The organism is Streptomyces sp. Ag109_O5-1, from assembly GCF_003814875.1.
Taxonomy (GTDB): domain Bacteria; phylum Actinomycetota; class Actinomycetes; order Streptomycetales; family Streptomycetaceae; genus Streptomyces; species Streptomyces sasae.
In genome coordinates, this window is record NZ_RKQF01000001.1 from 3,570,608 (window position 1) to 3,583,961 (window position 13,354).

The window sequence follows — 13,354 nt, forward strand, 5'->3', positions numbered from 1 at the left end:
AAACACTGGCGACCGGCATCCGCTCGGACGGCGAAGGTAAGTAACCTTGCATGCGGCTGTCCAGCCGCACCGGTCCGTCCGGCCTGGGCGGTGGCACGAGAACGAGCGGGCATTCGGAGGGGCGGCCGCAGACCATGACCACCGGAGTGATCCCCGGGGGACACAACCCGGAGCCACGGCCCACGGGCGAGCTGATGCCGCAGCAGCGGCACGAGCCGGCCGGCCAGGCAAGCCTGCATGTCGACACCCGGACTAGGAGTTCTGTGATCACCGCGCGTGCGGCCGCCAGCTTCGAGCCCGTGGGGCGATCGGTCGCGATCGCCCGGTCCTTCGTCCGGGACACGCTCCAGGGCTGGGGCTTCGCGGACATCGTCGACGACGCCGTGGTACTCACCAGCGAGCTGGTGACCAACGCGGTGGTGCACGCCGGCACCCACGCCGACGTCCTGTGCCTGCGCACGGAGGACGGGGTACGCATCGAGGTCGCCGACCGTTACCCGGAACGCGAGGTCCCCCTGCAGGGATCCGCCGTCAACATGGGCAGCCCCGACCGCGAGGGCGGCCGCGGACTCCAGCTCTGCGCGGCCCTCGCCACCCGCTGGGGTGTCGAGTACACACCCACGCACAAGAATGTCTGGTTCCAGCTCGACCTCCCCGAACGCCCGGTCGGCACGCGCGCGGCCGGACCGTCCCTCCCCGCCGACCTGCTCCCCCTCGCCGACGGCCGGGTCCGCGTCGCGGTGGTCCAGATCGACCGCAAGGGCTCTGTGACGGCCTGGAACGAGGACGCCGAGGAACTCTTCGGCCACACCTCCGCGGACGTCACAGGCAAGCCCCTGACCGACCTCGCGGCCTGGCCGCACACCCCGGGCACCGGCACCGGTATCGCGGAGGCCCTCCAACTGTCCCGCTGGGAGGGCAGTTACGGCATCCGCGGCGCCGACGGCCGCGTGACCTCCGTCTACGCCTCGCATCTCAGAGTCCGTGACACCGGCGGCGAGCCCTCCACGGTCTGCCTCCTCGTACGGGACCACGAACGGGCCGTGCTCCAGACCCCGTTGCGCGTCCCCGCGTCCGACACCGGCGGCGGCTCCGACGGCCAGAGCACCGACCCCTTCGAGGTGTTCATCGGCTCCCCGGCCCCGGACGACCTCGACGGCCTCCTGCAGCGCACGGTGGAGCGCGCCCGGGACATGCTCGACGGCGACTCCGCGTTCCTGCTCCTCGCCACCGACGACGAGACCGAGTTGGAGGTCCGCGCCTCCACCGGCCTGCCCTCCGCCAGGCAGCGCTTCGCGCGCGTGCCCGTCGAAGCCGGCCCCGGCCGCTACGGCTCGGCCCGTATGCCGGCCGTCCACGAGGACCTGACGGCCGTACCGGGCGCCGTACCGCTGCTGGCCGGCACCGGCATGCGCTCGGTCGTCACGGTCCCGCTCAAGGTCGAGGGCCGTCTCACGGGCTCCCTGGGCGTCGCGGCGGAGGGCCCGGGCCGGTACTCCAACGAGGAGGCGCTGCGCCTGCAGTTCGCCGCCGACCGCATCGCCCTGGCCGTCGAGTCGGCCCGCCTGGGCGAGCTGGAGCGGCTGCGCCGCGGCTCGCTCAGCTTCCTGGTCGAGGCCTCCGACCTGCTCGCCGGCACCTTGGACCGCGACCAGACCCTCGCCCTGATGGCCCAGATGACGGTCCCGACCCTCGCCACCTGGTGCGCGGTCTACACGATCGCCGACCAGGCCTCCGAGCCGTACCTGTCGTACGTCCTGCACGAGGACGAGGAACTCATCGACGGCATCAAGTCGTTGCTCTCCAAGGTGCCCCCGCCGGACCCGGTGCCCACCCCCGGCGCCCGTGTCTGGACGGCCCCCGGCGAGCACGCCCACCAGGCCGCCCTGCGCAGCTCCATGCGCAGCCTCGGCCTGACCGGCGGCCCAACCCGGCAGGTCTCCTCCGGGATCGGCCCGACCCTCGCCACGGCCTCCGCCGTCGGCGGCGAGACGGTCGTCCTCCCCCTGGTCGCCCGCAACCGCGTCATCGGCATGCTCACCCTCGGCAAGCCCACCGACGAACACTTCCGCCAGGAGATCCTGGAACTCGCCGAGGACCTGTCCCGCCGAGCCGCCCTGGCCCTGGACAACGCCCGCCTGTACTCGGAGCGCACGGCCATCAGCCAGGCCCTCCAGCGCAGCCTGCTGCCCCCGGGCACCCCGCACATCGAGGGCGTCGAGGTCGAGGTCATCTACCGCGCGGCCGGCGAGGGCAACGAGGTCGGCGGCGACTTCTACGACGTCTTCCCCATCTCCGACGGCGCGTACGGCTTCGCCATCGGCGACGTCTGCGGTACGGGCCCCAACGCGGCCGCCGTGACCGGCCTCGCCCGGCACGCCCTGCGGCTCCTCGCACGGGAGGGCCTCAGCGGCCCGGCGGTCCTGGAGCGCCTCAACTCCGCCATCCTCGACGAGGGCTCCCGCAGCCGCTTCCTGACCCTCCTGTACGGCGAGATGCGCCCCCAGGAGGACGGCAGCGCCGAGATGAAGGTCGTCTGCGCCGGCCACCCGCTCCCGCTCCGTCTGCGCCAGGACGGCACGGTGGAGGCGGCGGCCGAGCCGCAGCCGCTCCTCGGTGTCATCGAGGACCTGGAACTGTACGAGCAGACGGTCACCCTCGACCCGGGCGATGTCCTGCTGTGCGTCACCGACGGTGTGACGGAACGCCGGGAGGGCACGCGCATGCTGGGCGACGACGGCCTCGCGGACGTTCTGACGACCTGTACGGGCCTGACTGCGGGCGCGGTGGCCGCACGCATCATGCGCGCGGTGGAACGCTTCGCGTCGGACGCCCCGTCGGACGACATGGCGATTCTGGCGATGCGGGTCCCCGGCCTTCAGAAGGACTGAGGGCGGGGACGGCGGGGACGGAGGAGGACACAAAAAAGTCCCGCCCTTTCGGGCGGGACTTTTCCTGTCGGAGCCCCCAAACGGAATCGAACCGTTGACCTTCTCCTTACCATGGAGACGCTCTGCCGACTGAGCTATAGGGGCCTGTTGCCTTTTCGGGGTTTCCCCTCGGCAACGAAATAGATCATACCCCGAACAGACCCGAGTTCCCAAACTCGTTCAGAAGGCGGGCTGCAGCAGTCCGCCGAGGGCGTTGCAGGCGGACACGATCCGCTGCATCTCCCGCTTGGTCAGGGAAGCGTCCACGGGCAGCGCCAGCGTCTCGTCGGCCGCCCGCTCGGTCTCCGGCAGCGAGACACAGCGCCGGAATTCCGGCAGCCGGTGCACAGCCGTCTTCACCGGCACCCGGCAGTCAACTCCTTTGCCCCGCAAAGCCCGGGCGAAGGCGTCCCGGTCGGGCCGGCCGTTCCCCGGCACCCGCACCACGTACTGCTGGAAGGTGTGCCCGTCACCGCCGTCGGGCGTCCGCACACCGCGCAGCTTCGCATCGAGGTAGGCGGCCCGCTGCCGCCGCTGGGCTATCTCGTCGTACGGCGCCTCGGACTCGCCCTGCTCCAGCACCAGCAGTCCGTGCCGCTGCCCCAGTTCACGCAACCGCCGTACGTCGGCCCACCGTCCGAATCGGTGTACGACAACCACCGCCGCTGAGCGGGGAGTTACGGCCGCCTCCACCGCCGTCACGTCGAGGCAGTAGGTCAGCGGATCTATGTCGGCGAACACCGGAAGCGCACCGGCCAGTGTCACGGCCTCGGCGACCTCGACGTTGCCGAAGGCCGGCACGATGACCTCGTCACCGACTCCGACACCGGCAGCCCTGAGCATTGCAGCAGTACCCATGCTGGGATGTTCGGCGCGGAACGTGAACGACACGTTACGCAAACAGAAAAAGGGTTGGACCCGGAACCGAAGTTCCAGATCCAACCCTTTCAATATTTGTTCGGCGGCGTCCTACTCTCCCACAGGGTCCCCCCTGCAGTACCATCGGCGCTGTGAGGCTTAGCTTCCGGGTTCGGAATGTAACCGGGCGTTTCCCTCACGCTATGACCACCGAAACACTATGAAACTGTGAATGCCGCACCATGCCGTGACCCTGGCATGGGGCTGTTCGTGGTTTCAGAACCAACACAGTGGACGCGAGCAACTGAGGACAAGCCCTCGGCCTATTAGTACCGGTCACCTCCACCAGTTACCTGGCTTCCAGATCCGGCCTATCAACCCAGTCGTCTACTGGGAGCCTTACCCTCTTATAGAGGTGGGAGTCCTCATCTCGAAGCAGGCTTCCCGCTTAGATGCTTTCAGCGGTTATCCCTCCCGAACGTAGCCAACCAGCCATGCCCTTGGCAGAACAACTGGCACACCAGAGGTTCGTCCGTCCCGGTCCTCTCGTACTAGGGACAGCCCTTCTCAAGACTCCTACGCGCACAGCGGATAGGGACCGAACTGTCTCACGACGTTCTAAACCCAGCTCGCGTACCGCTTTAATGGGCGAACAGCCCAACCCTTGGGACCGACTCCAGCCCCAGGATGCGACGAGCCGACATCGAGGTGCCAAACCATCCCGTCGATATGGACTCTTGGGGAAGATCAGCCTGTTATCCCCGGGGTACCTTTTATCCGTTGAGCGACGGCGCTTCCACAAGCCACCGCCGGATCACTAGTCCCGACTTTCGTCCCTGCTCGACCCGTCGGTCTCACAGTCAAGCTCCCTTGTGCACTTACACTCAACACCTGATTGCCAACCAGGCTGAGGGAACCTTTGGGCGCCTCCGTTACTCTTTAGGAGGCAACCGCCCCAGTTAAACTACCCATCAGACACTGTCCCTGATCCGGATCACGGACCCAGGTTAGACATCCAGCACGACCAGACTGGTATTTCAACGACGACTCCACCCGAACTGGCGTCCGAGTTTCAAAGTCTCCCAGCTATCCTACACAAGCCGAACCGAACACCAATATCAAACTGTAGTAAAGGTCCCGGGGTCTTTCCGTCCTGCTGCGCGAAACGAGCATCTTTACTCGTAGTGCAATTTCACCGGGCCTATGGTTGAGACAGTCGAGAAGTCGTTACGCCATTCGTGCAGGTCGGAACTTACCCGACAAGGAATTTCGCTACCTTAGGATGGTTATAGTTACCACCGCCGTTTACTGGCGCTTAAGTTCTCAGCTTCGCCCCGACGAATCAGAGCTAACCGGTCCCCTTAACGTTCCAGCACCGGGCAGGCGTCAGTCCGTATACATCGCCTTACGGCTTCGCACGGACCTGTGTTTTTAGTAAACAGTCGCTTCTCGCTGGTCTCTGCGGCCACCCCCAGCTCGAACAGCAAGTGTTCTCACCAGGTGTGGCCCCCCTTCTCCCGAAGTTACGGGGGCATTTTGCCGAGTTCCTTAACCATAGTTCACCCGAACGCCTCGGTATTCTCTACCTGACCACCTGAGTCGGTTTAGGGTACGGGCCGCCATGAAACTCGCTAGAGGCTTTTCTCGACAGCATAGGATCATCCACTTCACCACAATCGGCTCGGCATCAGGTCTCAGACTATGTGCTGTCCGGATTTGCCTAGACAGCGTCCTACACCCTTACCCCGGGACAACCACCGCCCGGGATGGACTACCTTCCTGCGTCACCCCATCACTCACCTACTACAAGTCTGGTCCGTCGGCTCCACCACTTTCCTTTCCCCGAAGGGTCCGGAACGGCTTCACGGACTTAGCATCGCCTGGTTCGATGTTTGACGCTTCACAGCGGGTACCGGAATATCAACCGGTTATCCATCGACTACGCCTGTCGGCCTCGCCTTAGGTCCCGACTTACCCTGGGCAGATCAGCTTGACCCAGGAACCCTTAGTCAATCGGCGCACACGTTTCTCACGTGTGAATCGCTACTCATGCCTGCATTCTCACTCGTCAACCGTCCACAACTACCTTCCGGTGCTGCTTCACCCGGCAGACGACGCTCCCCTACCCATCACAGCACCCGTTGGGGCTATATGCTGCAATGACACGACTTCGGCGGTACGCTTGAGCCCCGCTACATTGTCGGCGCGGAATCACTAGACCAGTGAGCTATTACGCACTCTTTCAAGGGTGGCTGCTTCTAAGCCAACCTCCTGGTTGTCTCTGCGACTCCACATCCTTTCCCACTTAGCGTACGCTTAGGGGCCTTAGTCGATGCTCTGGGCTGTTTCCCTCTCGACCATGGAGCTTATCCCCCACAGTCTCACTGCCGTGCTCTCACTTACCGGCATTCGGAGTTTGGCTAAGGTCAGTAACCCGGTAGGGCCCATCGCCTATCCAGTGCTCTACCTCCGGCAAGAAACACACGACGCTGCACCTAAATGCATTTCGGGGAGAACCAGCTATCACGGAGTTTGATTGGCCTTTCACCCCTAACCACAGGTCATCCCCCAGGTTTTCAACCCTGGTGGGTTCGGTCCTCCACGAAGTCTTACCTCCGCTTCAACCTGCCCATGGCTAGATCACTCCGCTTCGGGTCTTGAGCGTGCTACTCATACGCCCTATTCGGACTCGCTTTCGCTACGGCTACCCCACACGGGTTAACCTCGCAACACACCGCAAACTCGCAGGCTCATTCTTCAAAAGGCACGCAGTCACACCGAAGTGCTCCCACGGCTTGTAGGCACACGGTTTCAGGTACTATTTCACTCCCCTCCCGGGGTACTTTTCACCATTCCCTCACGGTACTATCCGCTATCGGTCACCAGGGAATATTTAGGCTTAGCGGGTGGTCCCGCCAGATTCACACGGGATTTCTCGGGCCCCGTGCTACTTGGGTGTCTCTCAAACGAGCCGCTGATGTTTCAGCTACGGGGGTCTTACCCTCTACGCCGGACCTTTCGCATGTCCTTCGCCTACATCAACGGTTTCTGACTCGTCTCACGGCCGGCAGACCGTGAAAGAGAGATCCCACAACCCCGTATACGCAACCCCTGCCGGGTCTCACACGCATACGGTTTGGCCTCATCCGGTTTCGCTCGCCACTACTCCCGGAATCACGGTTGTTTTCTCTTCCTGAGGGTACTGAGATGTTTCACTTCCCCTCGTTCCCTCCACACTGCCTATGTGTTCAGCAGTGGGTGACAGCCCATGACGACTGCCGGGTTTCCCCATTCGGAAACCCCCGGATCAAAGCCTGGTTGACGACTCCCCGGGGACTATCGCGGCCTCCCACGTCCTTCATCGGTTCCTGGTGCCAAGGCATCCACCGTGCGCCCTTAAAAACTTGGCCACAGATGCTCGCGTCCACTGTGCAGTTCTCAAACAACGACCAGCCACCCATCACCCCCAAGCCAGAGCCTGGAGTTCACTGGGGCCGGCGACTGAAGGAAGATCATTCCCTCAGACACCCAACAGCGTGCCCGGCCGAACCCCGCCCGAAGATCATGCGTTCCACGCTCCGAAGAGCAGTACTTGCAGCCTCCGACCCGAGAATCCAGACCGAATAATCAACGTTCCACCCATGAGCAACCAGCACCGGACATTCGCCGATGTACTGGCCCCTGACCGGCCGAAACCGGTAAGAAGTGCTCCTTAGAAAGGAGGTGATCCAGCCGCACCTTCCGGTACGGCTACCTTGTTACGACTTCGTCCCAATCGCCAGTCCCACCTTCGACAGCTCCCTCCACAAGGGTTGGGCCACCGGCTTCGGGTGTTACCGACTTTCGTGACGTGACGGGCGGTGTGTACAAGGCCCGGGAACGTATTCACCGCAGCAATGCTGATCTGCGATTACTAGCGACTCCGACTTCATGGGGTCGAGTTGCAGACCCCAATCCGAACTGAGACCGGCTTTTTGAGATTCGCTCCACCTCACGGTATCGCAGCTCATTGTACCGGCCATTGTAGCACGTGTGCAGCCCAAGACATAAGGGGCATGATGACTTGACGTCGTCCCCACCTTCCTCCGAGTTGACCCCGGCGGTCTCCTGTGAGTCCCCATCACCCCGAAGGGCATGCTGGCAACACAGAACAAGGGTTGCGCTCGTTGCGGGACTTAACCCAACATCTCACGACACGAGCTGACGACAGCCATGCACCACCTGTACACCGACCACAAGGGGGCGCCTGTCTCCAGACGTTTCCGGTGTATGTCAAGCCTTGGTAAGGTTCTTCGCGTTGCGTCGAATTAAGCCACATGCTCCGCCGCTTGTGCGGGCCCCCGTCAATTCCTTTGAGTTTTAGCCTTGCGGCCGTACTCCCCAGGCGGGGAACTTAATGCGTTAGCTGCGGCACCGACGACGTGGAATGTCGCCAACACCTAGTTCCCACCGTTTACGGCGTGGACTACCAGGGTATCTAATCCTGTTCGCTCCCCACGCTTTCGCTCCTCAGCGTCAGTAATGGCCCAGAGATCCGCCTTCGCCACCGGTGTTCCTCCTGATATCTGCGCATTTCACCGCTACACCAGGAATTCCGATCTCCCCTACCACACTCTAGCTAGCCCGTATCGACTGCAGACCCGAGGTTAAGCCTCGGGCTTTCACAATCGACGTGACAAGCCGCCTACGAGCTCTTTACGCCCAATAATTCCGGACAACGCTTGCGCCCTACGTATTACCGCGGCTGCTGGCACGTAGTTAGCCGGCGCTTCTTCTGCAGGTACCGTCACTCTCGCTTCTTCCCTGCTGAAAGAGGTTTACAACCCGAAGGCCGTCATCCCTCACGCGGCGTCGCTGCATCAGGCTTTCGCCCATTGTGCAATATTCCCCACTGCTGCCTCCCGTAGGAGTCTGGGCCGTGTCTCAGTCCCAGTGTGGCCGGTCGCCCTCTCAGGCCGGCTACCCGTCGTCGCCTTGGTGAGCCATTACCTCACCAACAAGCTGATAGGCCGCGGGCTCATCCTTCACCGCCGGAGCTTTTAACCCTCACAGATGCCCGTGAAAGTGTTATCCGGTATTAGACCCCGTTTCCAGGGCTTGTCCCAGAGTGAAGGGCAGATTGCCCACGTGTTACTCACCCGTTCGCCACTAATCCCCACCGAAGTGGTTCATCGTTCGACTTGCATGTGTTAAGCACGCCGCCAGCGTTCGTCCTGAGCCAGGATCAAACTCTCCGTGAATGTTTACCGGTAATCCGGTGCACACACACGAGAGCGGAACAGTCGGAGGAATGATCCGACCGTTCACAGCGTCCTCGCTGTGTTTTTTCAAAGGAACCTCGACCATCGGAATGTTCCGACGGACGGGGCATCAACATATCTGGCGTTGATTTTTGGCACGCTGTCGAGTTCTCAAGGAACGGTCGCTTCCTTTGTACTCACCCTCTCGGGCTTTCCTCCGGGCTTCCCTTCGCTGTTTCCGACTCTATCAGATCTTTTTCCGATCCGATTTCCTCGGTGCTTTCCAGGTTCTCGCTTTCGCGTTTCCCTTTCCGGCGGTTCCGACTTTATCAGAAGTTCTGAGTCGGAATTTCCACCCGGTCCGGGGCACCTGGATCCGGTGCATGAAGCACTGGGGTTCCCGGTCGGGCAGAGCCGTAAACCTACTGGAGCGGGGCTCCTCGATGCAAATCGAGGAGCCCCGCTCCGGGTTCACGCGTGCGCGGGTCAGACCTCCACGACGACCGGGAGGATCATCGGCCTGCGGCGATACGTGTCCGAGACCCACTTGCCGAGGGTCCGCCGGATGAGTTGCTGCAGCTGGTGGGGTTCCACCACGCCGTCCTGGGCCGAGCGTTCGAGGACTTCCGAGATCTTCGGGAGGACGTCCGCGAACGCCGAGTCGTCGATGCCGGAGCCGCGCGCCTGGACATGGGGTCCACCCGTGATCTTGCCGGTCGACGAATCGACGACCACGAAGACCGAGATGATGCCCTCGTCGCCGAGGATCTTCCGGTCCTTGAGGGCCGGCTCGCCCACGTCGCCGACCGAGAGGCCGTCGACGTACACGTAACCCGCCTGGACCTTGCCGGAGATCTTCGCCTTGCCCGCGACGAGGTCGACGACGACACCGTCCTCGGCGATGACGATGCGGTCGTGCGGGACGCCGGTGAGCGCGCCCAGTTCGGCGTTGGCGCGCAGGTGCCGCCATTCGCCGTGGACCGGCATCAGGTTCTTCGGCCGGCAGATGTTGTAGAAGTACAACAGCTCGCCGGCGGAGGCGTGGCCGGAGACGTGCACCTTGGCGTTGCCCTTGTGGACGACGTTGGCGCCCCAGCGGGTCAGGCCGTTGATGACGCGGTAGACCGCGTTCTCGTTTCCGGGGATGAGGGACGAGGCCAGGATGACCGTGTCCCCCTCGACGATCCGGATCTGGTGGTCGCGGTTGGCCATCCGGGACAGGGCCGCCATCGGCTCGCCCTGGGAGCCCGTGCAGACCAGGACCACGTCGCTGTCCGGGAGGTCGTCGAGCGTCTTCACGTCCACGACCAGGCCCGGCGGGACCTTCAGATAGCCGAGGTCCCGGGCGATGCCCATGTTGCGGACCATCGAGCGGCCGACGAAGGCGACCCGGCGGCCGTACTCATGGGCCGCGTCCAGGATCTGCTGGATGCGGTGGACGTGGCTGGCGAAGCTCGCCACGATGATCCGCTTGCGGGCGCCGGCGAAGACCTGGCGCAGGACGTTGGAGATGTCGCGCTCGGGCGGGACGAAGCCCGGGACCTCGGCGTTCGTGGAGTCGGCGAGGAGGAGGTCGATGCCTTCTTCGCTGAGCCGGGCGAACGCGTGTAGATCCGTGAGGCGGTTGTCCAGCGGGAGCTGGTCCATCTTGAAGTCGCCGGTGTGGACCGCCATGCCCGCGGGGGTGCGGATCGCGACCGCCAGGGCGTCGGGGATGGAGTGGTTGACGGCGATGAACTCGCAGTCGAAGGGGCCGATGCGCTCGCGCCGGCCCTCCGCCACTTCCAGGGTGTAGGGGCGGATGCGGTGCTCCTGGAGCTTGGCCTCGATGAGCGCGAGGGTCAGCTTGGAGCCGATCAGCGGGATGTCCGGCTTCTCACGGAGCAGGAAGGGGACACCGCCGATGTGGTCCTCGTGGCCATGGGTCAGGACGATGCCCTCGATGTCGTCGAGGCGGTCCCGGATGGACGAGAAATCCGGCAGGATCAGGTCGATTCCGGGCTGCTCCTCCTCGGGGAAGAGCACTCCGCAGTCGACGATCAGCAAGCGGCCGCCGTACTCGAAGACGGTCATGTTTCGGCCGATCTCGCCGAGCCCGCCGAGCGGGGTGACGCGCAGGGCGCCTTCGGGGAGCTGCGGAGGCGCGCCGAGTTCAGGATGCGGATGACTCAAAAGACTCTCCTCACCACGCACGCCACGTACCGGTCGGGCACGTGGCGTGCGTGACGTTCGTGCATAAGCAGTTGTCGTTGTGTGGGGTGCGGGCACACCGGTGGTCCCGCTTATTCAGTTGTGAAGCCTTGCTGCGCGGACAGCCGCGCGAAGTCTGTTGTCAGAGCTGTACCCCGCCAGCAGCAAGATCGATCTTGAGCTGGGAGATCTCCTCGGCCGAACATTCGACCATGGGGGCGCGCAGCGGCCCGGCGGGCAGGCCCTGGAGGGCGAGCGCGGCCTTGGTCGTCATGACGCCCTGGGTGCGGAACATGCCGGTGTAGACCGGGAGCAGCTTCTGGTGGATCTCCGTCGCCTTCTGGACGTCACCGGAGGTGAAGGCCTCGACGAGGGCCCTGAGGTCCGGGGTGACCACGTGGCCGACTACGGAGACGAAGCCGACGGCGCCCACGGAGAGCAGCGGCAGGTTGAGCATGTCGTCGCCGGAGTACCAGGCGAGGCCGGACTGGGCGATGGCCCAGCTCGCGCGGCCGAGGTCGCCCTTGGCGTCCTTGTTGGCGACGATCCTGGGGTGCTCGGCCAGGCGGACGAACGTCTCGGTGCTGATCGGGACGCCACTGCGGCCGGGGATGTCGTAGAGCATGACGGGCAGCTCGGTGACGTCGGCGACGGCCGTGAAGTGCCGGTACAGGCCCTCCTGCGGGGGCTTGTTGTAGTACGGCGTGACGACCAGCAGGCCGTGGGCGCCGTCGCGCTCGGCCTGGCGGGCCAGCTCGATGCTGTGGTGGGTGTCGTTGGTGCCGACGCCGGCCACCACGTGGGCGCGGTCGCCGACCGCCTCCAGTACGGCTCGTACGAGGTCCGATTTCTCCGCGTCGCTGGTGGTGGGGGACTCGCCGGTGGTCCCGTTGATGATCAGGCCGTCGTTGCCTGCGTCCACCAGGTGGGTGGCAAGCCGCTGCGCGCCGTCGAGGTCGAGCGCGCCGTCCGCCGTGAAGGGCGTGACCATGGCGGTGAGGACCCGCCCGAAGGGGGTCTGCGGAGTGGAGGTCGGAGCCATGGGTTACACGCTACTCGGTGCTCACGGCGCGGTCTGCCCTTGGGGTACGGGGAAAGTCCGGACAAATGCGGAGCCCGGCACTGCCTGCTCGGGGGTTCAAGCAGTGCCGGGTCCGTTTGATCAGGCTAGATGAACTTCTCTAAATGCCGCAATACGGACACTTCGCGAGGCTGATCCGTACATCTGTGCCGAGCACGTCAAAATGGCCGGGTTACGGGGCGACACGACCGTTGGCGTTGAACGCGGCATAGGTGAGCGGCATGAGCTTGGCCCACTCCGCTTCCATCTTCTCGCCGACCATCTCGATCTCCCGCTGCGGGAAGGACGGCACCTTGGCCAGCTCGTGCTGGGTCCGCAGGCCGAGGAAGTGCATCAGCGACCGGGCGTTGCAGGTGGCGTACATCGAGGAGAACAGGCCGACGGGAAGCACTGCACGGGCCACCTCACGGGCGACACCGGCGGCGAGCATCTCCTGGTAGGCCTCGTACGCCTGCCGGTAGGAGTCCTCCATCACCCGGCCGACGAGCTCCTGCTGGGCCTGCGTGCCCTCGACGAAGACGTACTTGCCGGGGCGGCCCTCCTGGACGAGCTTGCGGGACTCGTCGGGGACGTAGAAGACCGGCTGAAGCTCCCGGTAACGGCCCGACTCCTCGTTGTAAGACCATCCCACCCTGTGGCGCATGAATTCGCGGAAGACGAAGATCGGGGCGCTGATGAAGAACGTCATCGAGTTGTGCTCGAAGGGGCTGCCGTGCCGGTCCCGCATCAGATAGTTGATCAGGCCCTTGGAGCGCTCGGGGTCCTTCTTCAGCTCGTCCAGGGACTGCTCGCCGGCGGTGGAGACGCGGGCGGCCCACAGCACGTCGGAGTCGGCCGCGCTGTGCTTGACCAGCTCGACGGTCACTTCGCTGCGGAAGCTGGGCTTGAGGTCGCCGGCGGGGGTGTCGGTCACGGCTCGGAGGGTCCTTCCATCACTTCTCTCGGGCGGCGCCCACTCTACGGCCCGGCACTGACATCGGGGCGTTCGGTGCCGGGGCGCTGCATACGGCGGCAAAATTCTGTGAATTCGGTGAAACCGGGCACCTTTCGGGGCA

The 13,354-nt window shown here is 64.3% G+C and carries 5 protein-coding genes, 1 tRNA gene and 3 rRNA genes; 1 reads left to right on the top strand and 8 read right to left on the bottom strand.

Features of this window, described 5'->3' with window-relative positions:
* The first annotated feature begins 134 nt into the window (after positions 1–134).
* Positions 135–2,891 (top strand): SpoIIE family protein phosphatase, encoded by a 2,757-nt coding sequence (locus EDD90_RS15965; protein WP_123973658.1) that lies wholly within the window; start codon positions 135–137, stop codon positions 2,889–2,891.
* A gap of 71 nt (positions 2,892–2,962) precedes the next feature.
* Here the strand turns inward: EDD90_RS15965 and EDD90_RS15970 are convergent.
* The 8 genes from EDD90_RS15970 to thyX all read right to left on the bottom strand — a co-directional run bounded on the left by EDD90_RS15970 (position 2,963) and on the right by thyX (position 13,212).
* Positions 2,963–3,035, bottom strand: a tRNA-Thr gene (locus tag EDD90_RS15970).
* A 75-nt stretch (positions 3,036–3,110) separates the two neighbouring features.
* Entirely contained in the window at positions 3,111–3,773 is a 663-nt protein-coding gene (locus EDD90_RS15975; RefSeq protein ID WP_123981300.1) for a DegT/DnrJ/EryC1/StrS family aminotransferase, read from the bottom strand.
* 113 nt (positions 3,774–3,886) lie between these two features.
* Positions 3,887–4,003: ribosomal RNA gene (gene rrf / locus EDD90_RS15980) — 5S ribosomal RNA — on the bottom strand.
* Positions 4,004–4,094: 91 nt separating this feature from the next.
* Positions 4,095–7,198 (bottom strand): 23S ribosomal RNA (locus EDD90_RS15985).
* Positions 7,199–7,504: 306 nt separating this feature from the next.
* A 16S ribosomal RNA gene (locus EDD90_RS15990) occupies positions 7,505–9,028 on the bottom strand.
* The 16S, 23S and 5S rRNA genes sit together here, the layout of an rRNA operon.
* A gap of 486 nt (positions 9,029–9,514) precedes the next feature.
* Complete coding sequence (locus EDD90_RS16000; protein ID WP_123973659.1) at positions 9,515–11,200, bottom strand: ribonuclease J; 1,686 nt, start codon at positions 11,198–11,200, stop codon at positions 9,515–9,517.
* 160 nt (positions 11,201–11,360) lie between these two features.
* Positions 11,361–12,260 (bottom strand): 4-hydroxy-tetrahydrodipicolinate synthase, encoded by a 900-nt coding sequence (gene dapA / locus EDD90_RS16005; RefSeq protein WP_123973660.1) that lies wholly within the window; start codon positions 12,258–12,260, stop codon positions 11,361–11,363.
* Between the two features lie 211 nt (positions 12,261–12,471).
* On the bottom strand, positions 12,472–13,212 hold the full coding sequence (gene thyX / locus EDD90_RS16010; RefSeq protein WP_123973661.1) for an FAD-dependent thymidylate synthase: 741 nt from the start codon (positions 13,210–13,212) through the stop codon (positions 12,472–12,474).
* Positions 13,213–13,354: the final 142 nt, after the last annotated feature.